At 37.4% G+C, this 22492-nt stretch carries 21 protein-coding genes and 1 pseudogene; 14 read left to right on the top strand and 8 right to left on the bottom strand.

The window, feature by feature from the left end:
• The first annotated feature begins 3 nt into the window (after nt 1-3).
• Together dndD (ES017_RS08110) and ES017_RS08105 are read left to right on the top strand one after the other, a co-directional pair.
• On the top strand, nt 4-2025 hold the full coding sequence (gene dndD, locus ES017_RS08110) for a DNA sulfur modification protein DndD (RefSeq protein ID WP_171334991.1): 2022 nt from the start codon (nt 4-6) through the stop codon (nt 2023-2025).
• Nucleotides 2013-2387, top strand: coding sequence for a hypothetical protein (locus ES017_RS08105; protein WP_171334990.1), 375 nt, complete (start codon nt 2013-2015; stop codon nt 2385-2387). The genes dndD (ES017_RS08110) and ES017_RS08105 overlap by 13 nt, the downstream gene beginning before the upstream one ends.
• 126 nt (nt 2388-2513) lie before the next feature.
• Here ES017_RS08105 and ES017_RS08100 read toward each other — a convergent pair whose 3' ends face one another.
• From ES017_RS08100 to dndB, 5 genes are read right to left on the bottom strand one after another with little or no spacing between them, the layout of a single operon-like run.
• On the bottom strand, nt 2514-3662 hold the full coding sequence (locus tag ES017_RS08100; protein ID WP_171334989.1) for a cysteine desulfurase family protein: 1149 nt from the start codon (nt 3660-3662) through the stop codon (nt 2514-2516).
• Nucleotides 3659-4045 carry a DndE family protein gene (locus ES017_RS08095; RefSeq protein WP_171334988.1) on the bottom strand — a complete coding sequence of 129 codons (387 nt, stop codon included), beginning with the start codon at nt 4043-4045 and terminating at the stop codon, nt 3659-3661. Before ES017_RS08095 ends, ES017_RS08100 begins: the two co-directional genes overlap by 4 nt.
• Before the next feature lie 3 nt (nt 4046-4048).
• Nucleotides 4049-6070, bottom strand: a complete 2022-nt coding sequence (gene dndD, locus ES017_RS08090) for a DNA sulfur modification protein DndD (RefSeq protein WP_171334987.1) — start codon at nt 6068-6070, stop codon at nt 4049-4051.
• Nucleotides 6057-7439 carry a DNA phosphorothioation system sulfurtransferase DndC gene (gene dndC, locus ES017_RS08085; RefSeq protein ID WP_171334986.1) on the bottom strand — a complete coding sequence of 461 codons (1383 nt, stop codon included), beginning with the start codon at nt 7437-7439 and terminating at the stop codon, nt 6057-6059. Before dndC ends, dndD (ES017_RS08090) begins: the two co-directional genes overlap by 14 nt.
• Before the next feature lie 3 nt (nt 7440-7442).
• A complete protein-coding gene (gene dndB / locus ES017_RS08080; RefSeq protein ID WP_171334985.1) occupies nt 7443-8537 on the bottom strand; it encodes a DNA sulfur modification protein DndB in 1095 nt (364 codons plus the stop codon).
• Nucleotides 8538-8644: 107 nt separating this feature from the next.
• Between dndB and ES017_RS08075 the strand changes: the two genes are divergently transcribed.
• Entirely contained in the window at nt 8645-8929 is a 285-nt protein-coding gene (locus ES017_RS08075) for a hypothetical protein (protein ID WP_129000383.1), read from the top strand.
• A gap of 91 nt (nt 8930-9020) precedes the next feature.
• On the opposite strand, the pseudogene ES017_RS15965 reads toward ES017_RS08075, so the two are convergent.
• Nucleotides 9021-9405 (bottom strand): annotated as a pseudogene (locus ES017_RS15965) (transposase family protein); the annotation flags it as partial.
• A gap of 198 nt (nt 9406-9603) precedes the next feature.
• On the opposite strand from ES017_RS15965, the gene ES017_RS08070 reads away from it, so the two are divergent.
• The 10 genes from ES017_RS08070 (at nt 9604) to ES017_RS08025 (ending at nt 18831) form a co-directional block, all read left to right on the top strand.
• The gene (locus tag ES017_RS08070; RefSeq protein WP_216367495.1) at nt 9604-9987 is read left to right on the top strand and encodes a hypothetical protein; all 384 of its coding nucleotides are present in this window, start codon (nt 9604-9606) and stop codon (nt 9985-9987) included.
• A 133-nt stretch (nt 9988-10120) separates the two neighbouring features.
• Entirely contained in the window at nt 10121-11236 is a 1116-nt protein-coding gene (locus ES017_RS08065; protein ID WP_171334984.1) for an IS4 family transposase, read from the top strand.
• A gap of 253 nt (nt 11237-11489) precedes the next feature.
• A complete protein-coding gene (locus ES017_RS08060) occupies nt 11490-12011 on the top strand; it encodes an HNH endonuclease domain-containing protein (RefSeq protein ID WP_253263381.1) in 522 nt (173 codons plus the stop codon).
• A 109-nt stretch (nt 12012-12120) separates the two neighbouring features.
• The gene (locus ES017_RS08055; protein WP_171334983.1) at nt 12121-12327 is read left to right on the top strand and encodes a hypothetical protein; all 207 of its coding nucleotides are present in this window, start codon (nt 12121-12123) and stop codon (nt 12325-12327) included.
• A gap of 245 nt (nt 12328-12572) precedes the next feature.
• Nucleotides 12573-12956, top strand: a complete 384-nt coding sequence (locus tag ES017_RS08050) for a hypothetical protein (RefSeq protein WP_171334982.1) — start codon at nt 12573-12575, stop codon at nt 12954-12956.
• Between the two features lie 103 nt (nt 12957-13059).
• The gene (locus tag ES017_RS08045) at nt 13060-13716 is read left to right on the top strand and encodes a 3'-5' exonuclease (protein ID WP_253263380.1); all 657 of its coding nucleotides are present in this window, start codon (nt 13060-13062) and stop codon (nt 13714-13716) included.
• Nucleotides 13717-13742: 26 nt separating this feature from the next.
• On the top strand, nt 13743-14798 hold the full coding sequence (locus ES017_RS08040) for a tetratricopeptide repeat protein (RefSeq protein WP_171334981.1): 1056 nt from the start codon (nt 13743-13745) through the stop codon (nt 14796-14798).
• A 66-nt stretch (nt 14799-14864) separates the two neighbouring features.
• Entirely contained in the window at nt 14865-16313 is a 1449-nt protein-coding gene (locus tag ES017_RS08035) for a M20/M25/M40 family metallo-hydrolase (protein ID WP_042535432.1), read from the top strand.
• Nucleotides 16314-16548: 235 nt separating this feature from the next.
• On the top strand, nt 16549-17706 hold the full coding sequence (locus ES017_RS08030) for an ImmA/IrrE family metallo-endopeptidase (RefSeq protein WP_042535430.1): 1158 nt from the start codon (nt 16549-16551) through the stop codon (nt 17704-17706).
• 135 nt (nt 17707-17841) lie between these two features.
• Nucleotides 17842-18831: a PD-(D/E)XK nuclease family protein gene (locus ES017_RS08025; protein WP_042535428.1), complete on the top strand. Its 990-nt coding sequence runs from the start codon at nt 17842-17844 to the stop codon at nt 18829-18831.
• A 39-nt stretch (nt 18832-18870) separates the two neighbouring features.
• Here ES017_RS08025 and katG read toward each other — a convergent pair whose 3' ends face one another.
• Nucleotides 18871-21057, bottom strand: coding sequence for a catalase/peroxidase HPI (gene katG / locus ES017_RS08020; protein WP_042535426.1), 2187 nt, complete (start codon nt 21055-21057; stop codon nt 18871-18873).
• 229 nt (nt 21058-21286) lie between these two features.
• A complete protein-coding gene (locus ES017_RS16120) occupies nt 21287-21418 on the bottom strand; it encodes a hypothetical protein (protein WP_003395753.1) in 132 nt (43 codons plus the stop codon).
• Nucleotides 21419-21622: 204 nt separating this feature from the next.
• Between ES017_RS16120 and ES017_RS08015 the strand changes: the two genes are divergently transcribed.
• Nucleotides 21623-22447 carry an undecaprenyl-diphosphate phosphatase gene (locus ES017_RS08015; RefSeq protein ID WP_042535424.1) on the top strand — a complete coding sequence of 275 codons (825 nt, stop codon included), beginning with the start codon at nt 21623-21625 and terminating at the stop codon, nt 22445-22447.
• The last annotated feature ends 45 nt before the right edge of the window (nt 22448-22492 follow it).

Here is a 22492-nt window from a genome sequence, read left to right as displayed (position 1 = left end):
TCCATGATATTTGAATATATTAAATTTAAAAATTATCGACCTTATTACGGAGAGCAAACAATGTATTTTCGTAATAAAAATAAGAATCAAAATAATTTCTCTATACACAAAAAAAACATTGTTCTTATCGGCGGTCTAAATGGTCATGGAAAAACATCCCTAATCAATGCTATTTTTATCTGTTTTTATGGGCGGAGAAAGTTTAAACAAAAAGAATATGATGAGCTTATGAGAAATGCAGTAAACAAGAAACATCTTTCTGAAGGTGGCAAGGAAGGATCGATTGAGTTAGCATTTACTGATGAGACAGGAAGCTACGCTATTGAAGTAACATTTAATCATCGTGAATTGAAAGAAACACGTCGTGTGTACGAACTAAACGGTGACCTAAAAAAAACTAGGGAGATTGCAACAACTGAGCAAGCTTTTTACGACTTTATTGATCAGCGCATTCCTATAGATGTGTCGCAGTTTTTCATTTTTGATGCAGAAAAAATCCGTGATCTAGTAGGAGAACAAGAACGGTCTGAAACAATTAGGGCCATTCAAAAAGTAGTTTCTTTAGAACTTTACAATCAATTATTAAAAGACTTGGATCATATTTCAAGAGAATTAACAAGCGATTTAAGAAAACAAGTAAAAGATGATGATATTAAAAATTTGTTTGATCGTTTGGAAGAAATCAATGAAAAATTAGACCGATTTGAAAGTGAAGAAAAGCAGGTAGATGAAAAATTAGCAATTTTAAATGAGGAAGAAGTAAATTTACAACGCAAGCGTAGAGAAATGATTTCTCATTCTAGCGCAACTAAGCAACAATTGAATAGATGGATTGGGGAGTATGAAGAGAAGCTAAAACAACACAAGGATTTTTTCAAAAAATTCAAAGAAAAAGATTTACAACAACTTATTTTACTTCCTGCAATCCGTGTTTTGAAGCAAAATATAAAAAGAGAGAAAGAATATCTAGAAGCTAAATTTAGAGAAAAATTACAGTTTATTGACTATGACAATTTTATTGTCAAGCTTTTAGAAATTGACACGGATCCTCCATTAACAGAAAAACAAAAAATTCAGATTAAAATGAATGGCAGAGATGTTTGGGCGAAGCTAAATAACATTCAACGAAATGTTCTCAAAGAGAAAATTCAAGTGATTCATGATTTATCTAATAAAGATTACCAAACGCTCATTAATTATCCCGAGGCTAGGTCGAGGGATATAAAGCCGGTAATAGAAGAAATGAAAAAAGCTGAAGAAATGTTGCGTAAATACCAATCCCAATTAGGGGATGCGCCTGATGAAATTGATACAACAGAGATTGATGAGAAAATTAAAGTGTGTAACCAGAAACTCGGGGAGTTACGAGTAAGGAAAAAACAACTATTTTCTCTTACTCGTAAGCTACGTGATGAGCGTTCTCGGATTCAACGAGAAATCACGGAGAAAGAACGTGTAAAAAATGAGCTAGGTCCGATTGAGCAAAAAATCGATTTAATTACTCGTCTTCGCAATGCTACTCAAGAATTCATTGATCAAGTCACGTTATTAAAGGCAAAACAGTTAAAATTAGCTGTTGAAACGATCATTGAACAAATGTTTAGGAAAAATGAATTTGGAGAAGTAAAATTTCATCCAGAAAAATTCACGTTGACAATTTATAATCAAGAGGGGAAAGAAATTGATTTGATGTCAAGATCTGAGGGTGAAAAACAACTGATTGCTCTCGCGATGATTTGGGCACTTACTAAGGTATCGGGGACGCAAATACCATTTGTTATTGATACACCTCTTGCTCGTCTTGACAGTATTCATCGATCTAATCTTGTACATCACTATTTCACAAAATTAAGTGATCAAGTGATTATTTTATCAACTGATACGGAAATTACTCAAGATTTCTATGAAGAATTATTTCCTTTTATTGAAAAATCGTATTTATTAACATTTGATGAACAAGAAAAGTACACAAAAATAGAAGAAGGGTACTTTTTTGAGAAGGTGACAAATCCATGGCTGGCGTAAAATTATCGAAAAAAGGCTATGCAATCCTTGAAAGCGTGATGGCTGAATTAGAAATGGAGCGTCCAGAGGTTCTCAGACTAGCCTTTGCCAAGGGGTTAACTGAGTCAGAGACGATTCAAGAGGTCAAACGAGAACACTCTGATTTCGAGTTTCCTATAAGTGTTATTGCAAAGTCGGATGAGGTTCTATTAATTAAACATTTAATTATTGATAAGGTCCAGACACAAATTGACGAAACGAAATTGGACAAGTTAATTTTAAGTTGCGTTGAGCAAGGGCTTGAAATTATGGAACAAGAGATGAACCAGCTCTCAAACGCGGATAGTTATTTTCTTTATCTGGTTCAGAAACATGGAAAGTAGTAACTAACAACTTTGAGGGCTACCTAGTGAAGTGTCGGTAGCCCTTATGTTGTATACATGTAATGAACCAGTAAATAAATAAGGAGATATAATATGCAGCTCCCTGATATAATTGGTTTTGGATGACTAAATCATTAAATTTCTAACAGCTTCTTTAAAAGCGATACAGAAATCACTTACTTTACTATAATCTAAGTATTTATTCAACGAAACCCTGAATGAACTCTTCACTTCCAACGTATTTAATCCAATCGAATTTAATACATAAGAAGGTTCATTAATAGAACATGCCGATCCGGTAGATATTGCAAATTTTTCTTTCAGACTGCGAATAATTAGTTCGTTGTTAATTCCAGGTATTGTGAAATTAACTACTCCAGGAATTTTTTGTTCTGGATGACCATTAAATTTTATGTTCGGAAAGTTTTCTTTTAGTGCTGATACTAGATGCTTTTCAAGTTTCAGTAGTTTAGACTGATGTTCTTTTAAATGAAGTCTTGCCATTTCAGCAGCTTTTCCAAGGCCAACAATGTTGTGAACGCTTAACGTACCAGAACGATAACCATCTTCTTGACTGCCACCATGCAGAAGAGGTGTAATTTTTGTTCGCAAGCCCAACTCACGTTTACGAATAAAGCATGCACCAATCCCCTTTGGTCCATACATTTTGTGCGCAGATAGAGAAAGGAAATCGACGGGGACTTTTGACAAATCAACTTCTATTTTTCCCAACACTTGCGTAGCATCAGTATGGAAAAATATATGTGAGTGCTGTTGTTTTACGTATTTGGCAAGTTCCTGGATATTATTAAGAGTACCTATTTCATTATTTCCCCACATAATTGAAATAAGAATTGTATCCTCACGAATCGCACCCTTAAGAGTTTCCAACTGCACCTGGCCGTATTGATCAACATCTAAATATGTTATTTCGAAACCCTCGCTCTCTAAGAACTTGCACGTTTCAAGTATCGATTTATGTTCAATTTTAGATGTGATAATATGCTTCCCTTTGTTTTTGTAATAGTGAGCGACTCCCTTTAAAACAAAATTATTGCTTTCAGTCGCACAACTTGTAAAAATAATTTCACTAGGTTGGCAGGAGAGAAGAGAGGCCACATGGCCTCTTGCTTCTTCAACTACCTTTTTTGCATTTTCTGCTAATGTATAGTATTTACTTGAAGGGTTTCCATACTCTTCATTTAAATAAGGCCACATGGCTTTACTAACTTCAGGATCAATTGGTGTTGTGGCACTATTATCCAAGTATATCATCGTACCATCTCCATCTCGAAATTAGCTAAACTTCTAATAAATTTTTCATAATTTCCTGCATATTTATATTCATTTTCGAGTAATTTAGCTCCACGATCTAAATGTTTTTTTATAAGAGTAGGAAAATATTCTTCATCAGTAATGGCTCTTCCAAGTTGCTGTGCAATAATTGCTTTATACGCAAAATCATGGGTTCCGGTTAGAGTATTTCGATTAAACTCTAAGCCATTTGTATCGGATTCAAATTCTTCAATCGGGCTTTCTAATAGTAAGGAAAGGGAAATAGATAATCTCGCCAAAATGTTTGGTGTCAAATTTGTGTTTATTTGCATTTGCTTCAAGATTTCCATTGTGTCTTTGGATGTTTTAAGACGAAATTGCATAGATTAGTTCCTCACCTTTTGAAAGAAATAATTATGATTAATTTCTACTTGATTTGTTTCTCTATTGAAACTCAACAAGAATTCTTGTTGAATATATGGCTTAATCTTTTGATAGTAATATTCGTCTATCTCTGTGTTTGTTGAGAGAATGATCACTTGGTTTCCCGCAATTGGTAAATATCTATTTATAAGATTTTCTTTATGGGTATGATCGAGGCGCCCAAATAAAGTATCCAGTACTAATGGGATTTGTTGTTTAGAAGCTTTTAATAGCGCCCATAATAGCGATAGAAAAAAGATTTGTGTTTCTCCTGCAGAAAGAGAATGCTTAAACACAGGACTGTTTGTGTGATTGAGCATAATTAGTTCGAAAGTATAAGGGTCAATTTTAAACGAATTTAAAAATTGTCCTTTCCGCATCAGTGAATTAAACATTTGTAAGAAATATGTTTCGACAGTCCCAAGATATTTTTTAATCTGAATTTCTTGATATCTTGTTAAAACTATATTAAGTTTTTGGCACAATTCAAAAATGTTACCATCTTTCTGTGCTTTATGCACACGTTTCGCTGCTTTCTCTTTTTGGTTAACAAGATCATTGTAGAATTTTTTTGCTTGTACAAGTTTAATTTCATTGCTTTCGATTTCGTGTTTGATTTGTTCATGAAGGCGATTTTCTTCACTAAGTCTGCTAACAATTTCTCTTAAGACATCATCTTTCAAGCTGTGTTCAATTTGTTTTCTTGCATTATAAATCTCATGTGTGAGTTGTTCCATTCTCAAGAAATAACGATCAATATCTTTTCCATTAAATTGTTGGACTGATTGAAATAATTCATACATAGCATGTTTTTGTTCCTTTGTCATTCCGTGAATCATTTGAAAACGATCTATATTGATTCCTACTGGTTTTAATAGATTAAATAGCTGAGTGCTCATCTCGTTCATGAAAGATGAAGAAGCTTCTTTGCCATCTTTGTCAGTGATGTGGAATTTATGAGATAAGCTCTTTAATAGACGCGGAAGAGCTTCTTTTCCAAGCTCATCTTTCAACATTTCATATTTTTGTACTCTCTCTTCATTTTCAAGATGAGTTATTGTTTGCTGAACAAGTTTTTTTGTAATGACAAATGGTAGGAGAGAAGCTGTAATTTCTCTGATTTTTTCAGATATTTGCTTCTTTTCCTGTTCCATTGAAAAAATTTTATTATTGAGCTCTTCGCGTTCACGAGCAATCATGCCACCATGATTAGAGAACTCACGTTCTAATTCTTGTATTCTCACGTGGGTATCTTTTAATTTTTCTTTTAACTCAGCTATTCTTTTTTCTAATCGGTTGATCACATTTTCTTGATTACGCAGATCATGTTCAATTTGTGTGTATTGTCTTTGTTCTTCTGTTAGATTTGCAAAGACATTTTCTTGTTTTAAGTATTTGAATAAATCGTCTCTAAGAATGTCAAAAAGATCGAGATTAAAAAGGGTCATAAAAGCTTCTTTTAAGTTTAATTCAAACTGTGAATCTAGTACATACTGTTGTACTTTTTCTCCATCAAAGAAGAAAAAATCAAACAAACTTGGTGGTAAGTAACGTCTTAAAAAATGATAAAACTCCTCCGTTTCTCTCTCATTAAGGATGAGGTTGTTTTTTGAAATTTGAACATATTCTTTCAAAGAATCTTTAACTATTTTCCATTCTCTAATAACTTTATAGTACTCTTGTTCGCCGTGGTTACGAATAGTAAATTCAATCTCAATACTCGCTTTGTTTATACCTTCCGCTATTGCGTAAATATTAACTTTATCTCTAATATATTCCATATATTTATTGTTTATGGATTTGTACCCTAGAAATAAAGGACCGTAGATCGCCAATTTTATAGCAGACAAAAAAGTGGTTTTACCGGATCCATTTTCACCACCAATTAAAATAATGTTACTTCTGTCATTTTTGTTACCGAATAAAAATTCGTTACGTCCGTAGTATATTCCAAAATTATTAATTACCAATTTATTGATTCGCATATTTTTCACCTGTTAGTTTATCAAAGTGTAGCCATTCTTCGTTGAGAATTCGATTTATCTCTTTTAAAATTCCATGTCGATGTTTATAACCATAATGTTCGAATTCTAAGTTAATCAATTTTTGAATCAACTCGAACTCTATTTCTTCTTGAATGCACAATTGTTTTAGTAGCTGTATGTCTTCACTCTCCATAAATTCATTTTTCTCAATATTCCATTTAGGCTTTTTCCCGTATACTTCTTCATAAATTGTTAAGACAGAGTCTTCCCAATCTCCTTTATTGAACCAGATTCGCCGAATCTCTTTTAGTTCTTCTAAAGTAATTAGTTCATACTCTGAATGATTTGGGTGTTGCAAATCCTTTTCTGTTTCGAGAAGTTTTTTTAGAATTTCTTTACGGTGTTCAAGTGTATATGGACCTAAGCCTTTACGTTTATTTTCATCATCCCCAACTAAATAGACTGCCCCATTCATCCGCTTTTTTTCACGATTTTCTTCATTATCACGGTTGTCAGAAAGCCAATTTCTAAAGCGAAGCAAAGGGATCAACCACTCATCACCCGACTCAATAAAACCTTTTAAAGATTTATCCTCTTGTACAACTGTACATACCCAACATCCAAATCGACTATTTCCACATGATGGGGTTGATTGATCGATAACGAGAGGACATTCACCTTGGCTGTCTTGATATAGCGCTAGCAAATCATGGTTATCTGCTCCCCATGGATTTGGTACTTGTAAGAGATATGTCCAAACATCATCTAACGAAAAATCTTCAATTGGAGCATAAACATATGAATTTGGGAGTTTAGTATGCCTGCGTAATACTTTCCCTTCAATTTTGTGAGTATTCATTACTTGTGCTCTTGTTGCGCTTTCTGACTTTCGTACACCCAAAACTACAATGGTTTCTCCGAACTCGGACACTTTATTGAGAATAAATGCGTTTGCTGGATCAATTTTTAAACGATCTGTACACCATCGGAATTTTTGTCTTGGAGCAGGATAGCCTCTACCAATAAGGTTAACCCAGAACGTATTTTTTATATCAGGCATAACTTTTTCTACGTGTATAGGTAATTCTAAGTCTTTTGCTGATTTTTTAATTTTTAATAACTGTTCATTAATATGTTTTAATACTTTTGGATTTTCGACCATTGTATCAGAAGAGATGATGTATACAGGCTTTGTCAGCTCCCCTTTGCTCATTAATGACAAAGCATAGAATACAACTTGTACAACAACAGTAGAATCTTTTCCGCCGCTGAACCCGATTACCCATGGACGGTTATCAGACTTATAGACTTCTTGAACGTTCTTATATAAATCTTCTTTTTTGTACTTGGAAAAATAATTAAGAGCCATTTCTTAAAACCCCTTTTTTAGAAATTCACATTCTAGCTGCTCTTCCTCTTGGGTTAATGGTAATCCTAGTTGGATTTTAATTTGATTTTTCGTTAATTTAATTGAATGTTTATTTTTGTTAATTCTTCCGTTTTTATTGTAGGCTCGATGAAGCCAAAGAAAATCATTTGATCGACTCCAATCGATTTTTTCGAGACTTTTAATTACATTTCCCCATTTTTTGTGGTTATTCATGCGAAGTTCATAACCAATCATCCCGATTGCTTCTAGTACAATTGAATAGGAACAGAGATAGTTAGCTCGTAACATGTGAGCAGTCATTTGTTTGTTGAATACAAGTTGCCATTCTTTAATACTTTGTGTTAAAATATCCCAAAACCTTTTCAAGAAATTCTTTGTATCTTCCGAAATTCTAGATTCTTTTTTCAAGGATACTAAATGCTTATTGGTGGTGTAGATTGCGCTAAGTGTAAAGATTTTCGGACTGAACTTTGATAATGATGAATTTTCCATATCAGTCAATATTCTCAATAAATCATTTGATTGAATAATTTCTTTAGTGATGATCGATAATTCATCACGCCAGTCGTACAAAATTCCAATAGATTTTGTAGAGGTAACGGCATGCTTGTTCAAATCTGCAAATAACTGTTGACTTCTTCTCAGACCTTGATCATGAAAGAAGACTACAGAAATAGTTTCATTTCCTAAATCAGGATTTATGTTGATAGCCTCCTCAATAGCTGCTCGACGGTGTTGACCATCGTTGATAAGAAATCGGGCATCCATGTTAATGACAAGTCTTCCGATATTTTTGTTATTTTTATCTTCATATGGAACAAAATGCATTTCACCATCTACAGAGGCAGTAATAGAAGAAAACACATAATCATTCGGATTTTCCAATATGTACCTAGTTATTTCAGGTATCCTGTGCTTGTTTAACAGACGTTGGGCGCGAAATTCAGGAGGAATTTCTTCTTCATCAAACAAAAAAATTTTAGGTATTAGTTTTAGGGGACACATAGCAACATAATACTCGCGATTTGCCTGAATACCACGTACAGCTGGAAAATTGTATGTGAAATTATAATCCATATATGTAAACCCCTCTTGTTACGTACGTAATATTGAACCATTACTTAATTTATCATATAATAGCACTGAATTACAACTTTTTTGGTGAAATAGAGGGAGCTGCAAAAATGGAAAAGTGTATAAATTGTAACCGCGAGGGTATCGAATTATTTAAAACTGGTGATTTGAGAATAAACCATATCGAAATGATGTGCGAAGATTGTTTGATAGATATACTTGAAGAAAAAATAAAAAAAGAGAATATTAAATGTGATGAATGTGATGCACAAGCAAAAGTAAGAATAGATGACGATATTGCTTGGTTCTACTGTGAAAAAGGGTGTGAAGATTTTTTCTATGGTGAATATTTGTTAGAACCACTGGACCCAGAAGATGGTGATGTATGGTTTTAGCCCATAGAGCTAGTTGAACGCCAGAGCTTAACTAGCTCTGGTGTGACAAGTAGATAAATCAAAAAAGATGCCGTTGGATGCCACCTTAAATCCTGAAATACTGGACACGTTGTATTCTGGCGTGACGACACAACTCGATCGGCATGCTATCTACGACCCCATAGGTATAGTGTTGTCCACGTTTGCCGATCTCAGGTTGAATTCATTCGGTCACGTAGCGTAGCCATCGACAACGGCGATTGTATCGGGAACGTTGAACGTTCAAGAAAAGTTTGAATACCGAACAGATTTCCAGTCACAAAGTGATACGATGCGTGTTCAAATGAGCAGCCCAACAGTTTTCCTAGTAGATGAACGGCCATGGTTACTGTATTTTCTTGTGTCACGAAATGACGATTGCGGTGTCGTAAATACATTCGAGTGGATGAGAGTTGGGGAGAAACAAAAAAGAGAATGGCGGTATATTGTTTTTGAATTTTTTATCTACTGTAACCAAAATATAAATCGTCTTATGCGGGAATTCTCCTGTCAAATGTTGAATAACACTTTTATCCCACAGGTAAGGGTTATGTTTATACTTACCCGATTTTATCTAGTACCATGGGTGGTTTTTAGTATAAATACAAACGTGCTTTTGTTCTATAGTTATCCCTATCGATTGAGGGGGAGTTAAGGTGGGCTGGGATTTACAGATTGGGAAAATCAAAGAACAATACTTAACAGAACAACAAATTTGGCAAATGTTCAATGTATTTTTTTCGTCTAAATCAAAAAATACAACTACTTATAAGTTTGGACTTATTAAAGCACTTATTGAAAATTTATATAGCGTGAACGGAAACCTAGAATTGAGTTATGATCGTCTGTTTGAATCGTTCACAAAAATTTACTGGAATTTAGTTATTCATCATCATTTAAGACAAGCCAACCATTCAATGAAGAATTCCGAAATCGAGAAAGTGTTAACAGGTTTTCAAAAGAAGTATGAAATCCCGAGTGATTTTCGGTTTGACAAAATTTCTTTGGTCCTACAGCTAGAACTTATACAAAAGCACTAGCGTTGCATTAATTAAATTTTAATATTAAAAAGACTCGGAATCTTCACTTATTTTATTTTGTGCAAAGAAAAAGTCCTTTATAATGGATAAGTCAGGTGGTAACCCATCCAAATCCACTAAAAAGGACATACGCATGGACAAGATTACACGAAAAACTTCATTTGGACAATGGTTTTCGCCAATAAATCTTCAATTATTTGAAGAACAGGTGAAAACGATGAAATTAGATTACTATACGAAAAAATTAACGACAGAGTCATTTCTAAAATTACTGCTTTTTGCGCAATTGGAAGAAATCGAAAGTCTCCATGCGCTAAGCGATTGCCTTTTTGATGACCAACTGCAAAAAGGGGTCGATCTTAATTCTATTAGTATTTCACAGTTGTCACGGCGATTAAATGGTATAAATCCAGATCTATTTCAAAAGCTTTTTCTTGATTTAGTCGCAAAAATTCATGCCAAAACACACTACACAAAACGGGTCATGCCTTTAAAAATCATTGATTCAAGCACATTGCCACTTAATTTGACCAATCATAAATGGGCGGAGTTTCGCAAAACAAAGGCTGGTGTAAAGCTGCATTTGCGCCTTGTGTTTATGGAAAAGGGGATATCCTATCCTGAAAAAGCTTTGATGACAACGGCAAGAGAACATGACCGTGGACAGCTTGAAATCATGGTGGATGACAAAGAATGCATGTATGTGTTTGACTGTGGCTATCTAGACTATGAGCGCTTTGATCGTATGACGGATGACGGCTACTTCTTTCTTTCCAGACTACGGAAAAACGCTGTTATCCGGGAAGTTTATGATTTTAAACTACCCGAAGATACGAGTGTTTTGTCGGATCAAATGGTATTGATTGGCACAACTCAAAACCGTGCTGAAAATTACTTTCGCCTTCTAAAAGTGATGGATTCAAAAGGAAATGAACTCCATTTAATCACAAATCGTTTTGATTTAAGCGCCGAAGAAATTTCCGAGATGTACAAATCACGATGGGCAATTGAACTGTTTTTTAAATGGATCAAACAACATCTCAGCATCAAAAAATTCTATGGTCAAAGTGAATGGGCGATTCAAAATCAAGTGTTTATTGCACTTATTGTTTTTTGCCTACATGTTCTGGCACAAATCGAAACAAATAGTACGCGAAAAACCTTACAAATTAGCCGTTATTTAAGGGCTGCATTGTGGAAACCAGCGCATATCTGGCTTCGAAAAATTGAAGGAAAAGCTATCCCTTAATAAGTAAATTGTCGTCGTCGCACAGGTCTGATTGTCAATAAATTTCCAAATGGATGGAGCCACCTTTGATTGGGTATTTACCTTTTTGGCTCTAAACAGGAAAAATAATAAAACTGAAAATTAAGACAATATTTATGCAACACTAGTGATACAAAAGGTAAAAATAAAGGCGAAACGTTACGTAATTGGAGCGCTCTATGGAGATTCACAAGGCGTTATTTATGAATTTGATTTGAAGAAAGAGTACATGAAGTTGAATGATAAGGTATACCAATTTATGCTGAAGTATCAAAGAGTGCTTACATATTTAACAAATTATCATCTTGCTTTGTTTTTAGAAAAATATAATAAAGCAGAAGATACCGTTCATATATTAACGAAAGTAGAGAACGTATCCAAAAGGTCCTCACTCGATGAATTTTATCATATTCTCATTTCTTTTGGAGAGAATACATGCTTTTACTGCGGAAAAACATTAGGTAAGCGATCGATTGTTCACGTTGATCATTTTATCCCGTGGAGCTTTGTGCAAGCGGATCATTTGTGGAATTTAGTGCTAGCATGTCGTAATTGCAATATTTCAAAACGAGACCGTGTCGCTAAAACGCCGTTTTTGAATGCCCTCATTGAACGGAATGAGAAACTTGTTACGCTAAAGGAAGATATAGTCGAAAGAAATTTTGAAATGTACGTACCAGAAAAGTTACAAAATTTGTATCACTACTCGACTGTGAACGGTTTTGATAACTTATGGAGTCCAGATATAAAGATATAGCTACTAACGACAATTGTAGTAAAAATATTCTGGGGCCATCCCTTTCTAAGCAAATCCCTCTTCCCTGGGAAAGGGATTGCATAATTTTTTTTAAAAGGATGAAAATTGTATGTCGGTAATTTTTGAAAAATTACGTTGTCCAATTTACTCTGTGTCGGTTAAACCGGAAGAAAAAGTCATCCTTGGTACGATTAACACCGTCATCTATTACGAGTGCTACCAAGCGCATGCGTTAAGAAGACCGCTATTTCCGGTGAGAGACGAAGGAACGTTTGAACAAATAGTGGATGCATATGAGCTTTTTAATGAGGAATAAATATCTTACTGTGACTTTTTAAGAGTTTCCTGGCAAAGAAAAGGGAAAAACTTTGGGACATGACCTTTGTTTAAAATAAAAATACAGAATTTTTTTGTAATATAGAGATTGCATCTTGACGCGTCATTCTGTTGTCAGCACGATTAAAAAGCTAGAGAATTAGCATTATCTGTGTATTTATGATCGTTGCTTTATATCAAGTGAATACAGAAAAGAAACAGTCATGAACGATAGGAGCGGATAGTGTGAAGATTGTAAATTTTGATATTTATAAAATTACCACTCCGAAATTAAAGTATTTTGTCTTTTGGACTTCAAAAAAAGAACGATTAGATCTCCCTAATGAGCCATTTAAACTAAAAAAACCGACAAAAGAATTTCCGTACGAATATCACATGTATGGTGATGATATTCTAATTTGGAGAAAATATAGTGATAACATATTTCTTTATGATAACCGCTACACGGCCACTTCATGGGAAAATGTCATGAAGTATGAAATTTATCAAATAATATCAAGCGGACGTTTAGATAAAGTTGTTAAGGATCAATTTACCGGAGAAGACGTCTATATTAAGTTCAAGTGGACAGGAGATCCAGTTCCAAAAGCGAACATTGAATATAAGTAAAGTTTGGATGTTTGCTCATTATTTGAAAGTGTGGATATTGTTAAAGGAAACAACGTGTTTTTTGTAGGAGTTGGGGCTGACGATGCTTATAGTTTGAAGCAGCATGTCGAACATTTCTGCAATGGCACAGAGCAACATCTACTCCGTGGTGAAAGCTTTTTCATCCGTTAGCGATGATAAGAAAAAAGTTGTCTATGTTCTGGGCGAGTTCGAAGGGGAAATTATCGCCCCACAAAGTACGCGGCGGAAAGGGCCGGAGCCGGCAATTGTAAAAGAAACGAACTTTGGGGAAGAGATGAAATTTGTTGCGAAGCAAATGAAACGGTTACGTGAAGAGAGAAACGTGCCGTATTCGGAAATGCTTATTTTGTATCGAGTGAAACGAACGCATAAACAAAGCATCATCGATGTCATCAAGCGAACGTTGGAAAAAGAGCAAATCCCTTATTATTGGCTCGCGGAAGATGAAACAACAAAGCGAAAATTTTCCCGCGATGAAGAAACCGTTAAAATTAGCACAATTGAAAGTAGTAAAGGACTTGATTTTCAAGCGGTGTTTATTGTCAATGTGGACAACATGCCATTTGCACTCGAAGAAGACCGTGAACGGGAAGTATCGTTATTGTATATCGGCATGACACGGGCGAAAGAATACTTATGTTTGTCTTATTCAGGAGAGTCCGAATTCACACGGTATTTCGAGCAAGTTCGCACGAGCAGATTGCAGAAGAAAAAGGAAGAAAACGTAAACGGTTCGTAACTTTGTTCTTTTGAAAGGAGAATTTCATGAGACGATCCGAAATAACCTTAGATACATTATACGACCGCGAAGAACAACTTCTTGAAGAGCTAAATAGCGGTGAGGCAAAAGATTGGGTTTATTATGAAATTGTCGATGTGTATGAGAAAATGGTCCGTTACTTATCCCGTTGTTCAGCAGAGGAAAAAGAGGAACATGGGTTTGAGTATGTGAAAAAACAGCTCGTGAGTTATTTGATTCATTATGGAACATATTTGAAAACACAGCTTAGAAAAGACGAGCGTATGGCGAAAACAGCGTTTCAAAAAGCGTTGAGATATGATTCGGAAAATCCGATTGCCTATTATCGTCTCGGGTTTTTAACGTATAACGAACAGCGCTACACAGAGGCGCTTCGTTATTTTGAACAAGCGCTTGAATATCAAAAGACGTATTCGAATCGCGAGTTTTGTTTAAATGAACGACAGCTATATTATGCGCATCTTTATTTGGCGAATAGCGCCTTGTTTATCGCGGAAAAAACGTATCAATCAGTAGCGCAATTTCCTGATTACATAAGCGCTCAAGAGAAACCTGCGGAACTTTCGTTTTTGCATGAATGGTTGCAGCGAAATGAAAACATTTTAACGATGCAAGCATTTACGAAATGGACGGCGAGTGGAAAAGAGTATTGTTCAAAAGAACAATGTGAACAAGTGATGATGAATCCTCCTAAAAATACAGTCGTTCTTTATTTTTCCGATCGCGAAAATGTTGTATCTTATCACGGTAGCGAAGTATGTTTGCCACGCGATCCTGCGGAAATGCTTTGTTATTTTTTAGTGGAAACAAACAAAGAGCGTCCGGCAACGAAATATGATACGGAGGTATTTTTCCAATCGAGACGGAATGGGGACATTCCTACAAATACGTTCGTTCAAAAAGTAAAGCGTCTTCGGGAAAAGCTAGGACGTATTGGAGTGTCTACGATCATCGACTCATGCTCATGTCGAGGAGAAACGGCCTACTATTATAACGGTCTTGTCGATTATATCATTATGTATCGCAGTGATTATACGTTTATGTTTGACGATGAATGGTGATGACATGTGTGTCATCGCTCTTTTTTTATATTGAACTTGTAAATAACGAAAAGGAGTGATGACGCCATGAAAACATGGAACCAATTATTTATTCGTCAAGGTTTTATTTTAGAGGAAAAAAGTCCGAATGAGTTTATTTGCACAAACGAGAGAAAAGAAAACGTCGAGTTTTTATTGACAAGTTTGGACGTAGCGAATGTCGATTATACGTTCTGTGACGGTGTATTAACAATTGCTCGTCCGCCGATTAGTGAAAAACAATGGCTGAAAGCAGTCGATGTTCCGGGGCGCGGAGTTAGCGAGTCACTAGGGCTAGAAGAGCCGAAAGTGTTTGAGTTGGATACGTATATGAGCGGTATCATTCGTGAGTTGAATCGTTTGGGGTTACGTACCGTTTCTTGCTGTGATGGTCACGGGGAGGGATTACCGCGTATATATTTTGATAACCAAACAAACATGGAGAAAGTCATGCAGTTGTTCCGTGCACTACACGCTAATGCTCATTTATTACAGTCTTATCCTCATCGGGTCACGCTTCGGATGAACAGAGAACGACTTCTTGATCTCGCGGAGAACATGCGGAAAGTACAAATCGATTGGTTAGAACAAGAAGAACAATATATCCAGAAAATGTTGTTTTTGCATACATTGGAAGAGTTGCTTAGCATTTCAGGGGAGAGCGGAAATGAACATAATATTCGCTCGGCCGTATATGAGAAACTTGCGCCATATGTCGATCGCATCACAACAGATCAATACGGAAACTTGCTTGCACAAAAGAAATGCAAAACAGGACATGGACCGACGATTTTGTTGAACGCTCATTTAGATACGGTAGAAGCATTTGCGCCAGGAAGAACAATTGTGAAACAAGGAGCGATTTGGTCGAGTAGTGAAGGGATTTTAGGGGCGGATGATCGCGCTGGAGTGACGGTGTTGCTTGAAATGGCGAAATGGCTTGACACATCTTCATTTAACGGAACGATAAAATTTGTTTTTACCGTAGAAGAAGAGTGCGGACTTGTTGGAGCGCGGAATCTAGAGGAATATTTTCTATGGGACGTTGATGCAGCGATTGTTGTTGATCGGCGGGGAAGTGGTGATATCGTCACATCATGTGGCACCATTCAACCGTTTTGCGATATTCGCTACGGACAGTTTTTTGAACAAGTAGCTCGTGACATTGGATTGACTCATTGGACATGTACGGCTGGTGGAAGTAGCGATACGAGAATTTGGGCAGAACATGGCATTCAAAGCGTAAACTTATCTGCAGGATACGAGTGGGAACATACAGACAACGAAAGATTAGATACGGATGCTTGTTATGGAACGGTGCAACTCATTCAAGCGGTGCTTACTCAATCGAGAGACTTATCAAGAATGTTACGTGATTTGCGTCGTGTTGATCGAAACGATTTATGTTATGTTGGTCGAAATGATTTACGTCGTGTTGATCGAAAAGTTGTCAAAGTGGAGAGAGTGTCAAAAGTGAAATCGAAGCAGATGGAATGATCGATTTTGCGTTGCGAAAAGGACGTCGCTTAGGCGTCCTTTTTTGGTGTTGTAAAAAAATTTGACAAATAAATTTAGTGACTGATAAACTAATCGGCAATTAGCTAACTCTTGAAGTGGGAATTTTTTCTCGGAGCTATGTTAAAAGATAAAAAAGTGAGTTGGCTTAATTTTAATTACTCATCTTTCTTTTCCAGTATTTGTGTTATATTATATGTAATAGGGGGTGGGAATAATGACGAAGGTTGAGGTAAAACCGAGCGTCTTGCAATGGGCGATGAAACGTGCGGATCGTTTGGATAAGCTGAAAGATCAGTTTCCTCATATCGATAAATGGATTAGCCAAGAGAGCCAACCGACGCTGAAGCAACTCGAAAAGCTTGCCAAAGCGACTTCTATTCCTCTTGGTTATTTCTTTCTTTCAAATCCACCTGAGGAGAAGTTGAGTATTCCCCATTATCGAACGGTGAAGGATGAAGGAGCCGGGCAACCGAGTCCGAATCTTTTGGAAACGGTTCAAACGATGGAGAGACGGCAACAATGGATGCGCGATTATTTAATTCGACTAGGCAACCAACCTCTGGATTATGTAGGTCGTGCGAACTTATCAACGAATCCAAAACTTGTTGCCAGAAATATGAGAAAAACGTTAGGTTTAGAAAATGATTGGGCATCGAAGCAACCGAATTGGCAGGAAGCTTTACGAACTCTTATTAAAAAAATTGAAGATATTGGAATTGTTGTAGTCATTAACGGAATAGTCGGCAATAATACGCATCGAAAATTAGACGTTGCTGAGTTTCGCGGCTTTGTCCTTATTGATGATTATGCTCCTTTCATATTTGTGAACGGAAGAGATGGGAAGGCAGCGCAAATGTTTACGCTGGCACACGAACTTGCCCATGTTTGGTATGGGGCGAGCGCTGCGTTCGATTTAGCCAATCTTCAACCTGCTGATATTAAAATTGAAAATATGTGTAACGAAGCTGCAGCGGAGTTTCTTGCCCCTGAAGACGAATTGTTTCATTTATGGAAGCGTGTCGGCACTTCAGAAGATCGTTTTAAACAAATTGCCCGCCATTTTAAAATTAGTGAAATTGTGGCCGCCCGCAGAGCTCTAGACTTAAAACTCATTGCAAAAGAAGAGTTCTTTTTGTTTTATGAAGCGTATGTTAAGCGACTTCGACAAGAAGAGGAAGAAACAAAAACGGACGGTGGGGGTAACTTTTATGCTATTCAAAATATGCGCATTGGTCGCCGTTTTGCCGAAGCGGTGATACGAGCTGCAAAGGAAGGAGCGCTCCTTTACCGTGAAGCCTATCGATTGACAGGACTATCCGGAACCACTTTCGATAAGTTTGCTGAATATGTCGATGGCGGGAGAGTTGTATGAGCTCTAATCGTAAGTTTGTGATTGATACGAATATCGAACAGTGCCTGTCACTGTTCGCTAAATTGAGCGTGACGGGATCGTTATTTATGAGAAATGAGTTTACATATCGGTTATGTCAAAAGGAGAAAAGAAACGATGAATAAACCTAACTTATTTTCGTACGCCACAAGTGAGCTATCACAAGATGCTTTTTTATGCTGGTTAATCGATTGGGCAAACCATGAATTTTCTGAGATAAATCCACCATTGCATGACATAGGAAAAAGTTTTATTGAAGCGATATTTCAAAAGCACGGACAGCTTTGTCCAAACATCGAGCACATTTCCATTACTAGACAAGTCGATGGTTTAGATATATTAGCTGTTATAAATCACAAATATGCCATTCTCATAGAAGATAAAACATATACACGCGATCATACGAATCAACTGGCGCGATATCGTGCGGCGGTAGAAAAGCGAGGGTATCATTATCAACTTCCTATCTACTACAAAATAGGAAATCAAAGTAATTACGATACAGTGGAAGCCGCAGGGTACAAGCCGTTTTTACGGAAAGATATGTTAGCGATTTTACAAGAGGGATATAAACGAAATATCACAGATTCCATATTCAATGACTATTATCAACATCTGTTATCGATTGAAGAAGCTTATAACAAATACAAAACAGCTCCTTTAAATGAATGGAAAGGACTTGCGTGGCAAGGGTTTTATAGTGAACTTCAAAACGCGGGTATTTTAGGGGAGTGGGATTATGTTTCTAACCCGCAAGGTGGTTTTTATGGATTTTGGTGGCATTGGAAAAACGGAGGTGATTGTCAGCTCTATCTGCAGCTAGAACAAGAAAAATTATGTGTTAAAATTGAAGTAGCTGACAAAGAAAAAAGGGCGTATCTTCGTACGAATTGGTGCCAGAAAGTGCTCGAGAAATCGAGGGATTTTCAACTACATGTGAAGAAGCCAAGTCGATTCGGAAACGGAAGATATATGACGGTGGCAGTTTTAGAAAACTATATAATAACAAACAAAGATGGGATACTTGATTTGACAAGTACGATCGATGTTCTTAAACGGGCTGAAAAATTGCTTGATGCATTAACAGCTGTTCGTACTAAACAATAAAAAAGCAGGGAAGACGATCGTCCACCTGCTTTTTCTCCTTTAAATCGTAACCGATGTTTTTGTTTTTTTCCGAAGGTCGAAACGGTCAGCGTTCATCACTTTCACCCAAGCTTGAATAAAGTCGCGGACAAATTTTTCTTTGTTGTCGTCTTGGGCGTAAAATTCAGCGTATGAGCGAAGGATCGAGTTTGAGCCGAAAATTAAGTCCACACGAGTGGCGGTCCAACGAACAGCCTTCGTTTTCCGGTCGCGAATGTCGTAAATGCCGTCTTCTTTCGGTACCCATTCATAGTTCATATCGACGAGGTTGACAAAAAAATCGTTTGTGAGCACACCGATGCGATCTGTAAATACACCGTGAGGAAGATCGCGATACGTCGCTCCTAACACACGTAAGCCACCGACTAATACCGTCATCTCTGGGGCGGTTAAGCCGAGCAATTGGGCTTTATCGACAAGCAATTCCTCAGGGCTGACGCGATATTTTTTCTTTTCATAATTGCGGAATCCGTCCGCGAACGGTTCTAATACCGCAAAGCTTTCCACATCCGTTTGTTCTTCCGTAGCATCGCCTCGTCCAGGCATAAACGGTACGTGGACGTCAAAGCCAGCATCGCGCGCTGCTTTCTCGACCGCCGCACTGCCACCAAGTACGATTAAATCGGCGATGCTCACTTTTTTAGGGAGCGCGCGTTGAATGTCTTCATAAACGGCAAGCACTTTCGCAAGTCGCTCTGGTTCGTTTACTTCCCAATCTTTTTGCGGCGCAAGCCGAATGCGCGCACCGTTCGCTCCGCCACGCTTATCGGAGTTACGGAACGTGCTAGCGGATGCCCAAGCGGTTTTCACAAGTTCGCTAATCGTTAACCCTGAATGTAAAATTTCCGTTTTGATATCTTCAATTTCCGCATCCGTTAATTCAACCTCTGCTTCTGGAATCGGGTCTTGCCAAATGAAATCTTCTTTCGGTACTTCTGGACCGAGATATCTCGTTTTCGGCCCCATGTCGCGATGAATGAGTTTAAACCAAGCACGAGCAAACGCATCCGCAAATTCTTCTGGATGTTCATAAAAGCGACGAGCAATTTTTTCATATATCGGGTCAAAGCGTAACGCTAAGTCCGTCGTCAACATCATCGGCGGCACTTTCACATTGGCATCTTCCACATCAGGCGCTAAATGTTCTTCTTTTATATTCACCGCTTCCCATTGATACGCACCAGCTGGACTTTTCGTCAACTGCCATTCGTATTCAAAAAGCAATTGTAAATAGCTGTTATCCCACTGCGTAGGTGTTGGCGTCCAAGCGCCTTCCAGACCGCTTGTAATCGTATCGCGACCGTTTCCTTTTCCGTACGAGCTAAGCCATCCTAACCCTTGCGCTTCAATCGGAGCTGCTTCTGGCTCAGGGCCGACATGCGACGCAGCACCAGCCCCATGCGCCTTCCCAAACGTATGTCCGCCTGCGATGAGCGCCACTGTTTCTTCGTCGTTCATTCCCATCCGTTTAAACGTCTCGCGAATGTCACGTGCCGCCGCAAGCGGATCTGGGTTGCCATCAGGACCTTCTGGGTTGACATAAATCAGCCCCATTTGAACAGCGGCAAGCGGATTTTCTAATTCGCGATCGCCTGTATAGCGTTCTGAGGCGAGCCATTCTTTTTCCGCTCCCCAATAAATGTCTTCTTCTGGATGCCATACGTCCTCGCGACCAGCGCCAAAACCGATCGTTTTTCCACCCATTGACTCAATCGCCACGTTGCCGGCTAACACAATTAAATCTGCCCACGAAATTTTATTGCCGTATTTTTGTTTAATCGGCCACAACAGGCGACGTGCTTTATCTAAGTTCGCATTGTCTGGCCAACTGTTTAATGGGGCGAACCGTTGCGTACCCGTTGAAGCACCGCCTCGTCCGTCGCCAATGCGATACGTCCCTGCAGAATGCCAAGCCATGCGGATAAACAGTGGGCCGTAATGTCCGTAGTCGGCAGGCCACCAATCTTGGCTTGTCGTCATGAGTTTACGCAAATCTTCTTTTAACGCCCAATAGTCGAGTGTTTGAAATTCCTCTGCATAATCGAACGTTTCGTCATGGGGATTCGTTTTTCTGTCGTGTTGATGAAGAATGCTTAAGTTTAGTTGATTCGGCCACCAGTCTTTGTTTGTTGTTTTGTTTGAAGCATGACTCGTCACACTTCCATGGAACGGGCATTTGTTTTCCATTCTTTTATTCTCCTTTCCTACGTATAAATGAAATATGATGCTGTTCACTTGTTGAGGTTGATAATAATGATTACATTAGAATTATACTAAATTAATATTTAATAGTAAAGTAAAAATGATATTTTTATTTAAAAATTATAAAAACCCCCCATTTTATTCTGTTTACAGAATAAAATGGGGGATCTATACGTTCACATCCGCATTTCCGTTCATCGTTTCACTCCAATCTTTAATGTTGCAACATATGTTTCACTTGTTCAGTTGTTAAGTTGCGAATAAATTCGATTAAGTCAATCGCCTCGATTCCGAATTCATTACATTTTTCAACGTATCTTTGGTAAGCTTTTGTGTACATATCCATAAACAAAACTCCTTTCACACGTTGCTTTTGTTAGTTATATTGTATTATAACAGAAATAAAAAATCAACAACTGTTATATAATTATTTTAAAAAATGATATGATTTTTATGTACATGTAGTAGAAACGGAAGGTTTGTAGTACAATAGAGTAGGCAAATGGAAGGGATTATACATATTTTACCGTTTTAGAAAGGATGAACATACATGCATATAATCGAGTTAATGAAAGCGCTTATTTTAGGGCTAGTCGAAGGGGTGACAGAGTTTGCGCCTGTTTCATCGACAGGTCATATGATTATCGTTGATGATATGTGGCTAAAGTCAAGCGACTTTTTAGGAAAGTATGGGGCAAATACGTTTAAAGTCGTCATTCAGCTCGGTTCCGTTTTAGCTGCTGTTGTAGTGTTTAAAGATAAATTTTTCGAATTGCTTTATTTACGAAAAAGCGAAGTGAGAAAAGGACCGCGGTTGACACTTATGCACATTTTTATCGGTCTTTTACCTGCTGGTGTGTTGGGTGTTTTATTTGAAGACTATATTGATGAACATTTGTTTTCGACGGAAACGGTGCTCATTGGGCTCATGCTTGGAGCGTTGTTGATGATCGCAGCAGACCGTTTCGGAAAACGAACGAAAGTAGCGCAAACAGTAGATGATATAACGTATAAGCAAGCTTTCATTGTCGGTCTCGTCCAATGCTTATCCCTTTGGCCAGGGTTTTCTCGTTCGGGGTCGACCATTTCAGGTGGCGTACTTGTCGGAATGAGTCATCGCGCTGCCGCTGATTTTACATTTATTATGGCTGTGCCAATTATGGCTGGAGCAAGCGCCATTTCGTTGTTAAAAAACTGGCAGTACATTACGATGGATGCTTTACCATTTTTCATTGTCGGTTTTATTAGTGCTTTTGTTTTTGCATTGTTAGCCATTCGCTTTTTCTTGCGTTTAATTAACCGCGTTCGCCTTGTGCCATTTGCCATTTATCGCATCGTGCTCGCGGCAGTTATTTATATTGTTTATTTTGCGTAATCTCCACGATTTTTGTGGAGATTTTTTTGTTTAAAAAGTCGTCAA

Source organism: Anoxybacillus sp. EFIL (assembly GCF_013096955.1).
GTDB classification, from domain to species: Bacteria; Bacillota; Bacilli; order Bacillales; family Anoxybacillaceae; genus Anoxybacillus; species Anoxybacillus ayderensis.
The sequence above is the reverse complement of the archived record's forward strand: the minus strand, read 5'-3'. Positions and strand labels throughout refer to the sequence as shown.

Coding starts and splice junctions, on each gene's coding strand:
- ES017_RS08040 (WP_171334981.1), top strand. CDS start 13,743: ATGAGACGATCCGAAATAACCTTAGATACATTATACGACCGCGAAGAA.
- ES017_RS08095 (WP_171334988.1), bottom strand. CDS start 4,045: ATGCAATTTCGTCTTAAAACATCCAAAGACACAATGGAAATCTTGAAG.
- ES017_RS08045 (WP_253263380.1), top strand. CDS start 13,060: ATGTCGAACATTTCTGCAATGGCACAGAGCAACATCTACTCCGTGGTG.
- ES017_RS08025 (WP_042535428.1), top strand. CDS start 17,842: ATGAATAAACCTAACTTATTTTCGTACGCCACAAGTGAGCTATCACAA.
- dndD (WP_171334991.1), top strand. CDS start 4: ATGATATTTGAATATATTAAATTTAAAAATTATCGACCTTATTACGGA.
- ES017_RS08065 (WP_171334984.1), top strand. CDS start 10,121: ATGGACAAGATTACACGAAAAACTTCATTTGGACAATGGTTTTCGCCA.
- ES017_RS08035 (WP_042535432.1), top strand. CDS start 14,865: ATGAAAACATGGAACCAATTATTTATTCGTCAAGGTTTTATTTTAGAG.
- ES017_RS16120 (WP_003395753.1), bottom strand. CDS start 21,418: ATGGATATGTACACAAAAGCTTACCAAAGATACGTTGAAAAATGTAAT.
- ES017_RS08100 (WP_171334989.1), bottom strand. CDS start 3,662: ATGATATACTTGGATAATAGTGCCACAACACCAATTGATCCTGAAGTT.
- ES017_RS08105 (WP_171334990.1), top strand. CDS start 2,013: ATGGCTGGCGTAAAATTATCGAAAAAAGGCTATGCAATCCTTGAAAGC.
- ES017_RS08075 (WP_129000383.1), top strand. CDS start 8,645: ATGGAAAAGTGTATAAATTGTAACCGCGAGGGTATCGAATTATTTAAA.
- dndC (WP_171334986.1), bottom strand. CDS start 7,439: ATGGCTCTTAATTATTTTTCCAAGTACAAAAAAGAAGATTTATATAAG.
- dndD (WP_171334987.1), bottom strand. CDS start 6,070: ATGCGAATCAATAAATTGGTAATTAATAATTTTGGAATATACTACGGA.
- ES017_RS08055 (WP_171334983.1), top strand. CDS start 12,121: ATGTCGGTAATTTTTGAAAAATTACGTTGTCCAATTTACTCTGTGTCG.
- katG (WP_042535426.1), bottom strand. CDS start 21,057: ATGGAAAACAAATGCCCGTTCCATGGAAGTGTGACGAGTCATGCTTCA.
- dndB (WP_171334985.1), bottom strand. CDS start 8,537: ATGGATTATAATTTCACATACAATTTTCCAGCTGTACGTGGTATTCAG.
- ES017_RS08030 (WP_042535430.1), top strand. CDS start 16,549: ATGACGAAGGTTGAGGTAAAACCGAGCGTCTTGCAATGGGCGATGAAA.
- ES017_RS08015 (WP_042535424.1), top strand. CDS start 21,623: ATGCATATAATCGAGTTAATGAAAGCGCTTATTTTAGGGCTAGTCGAA.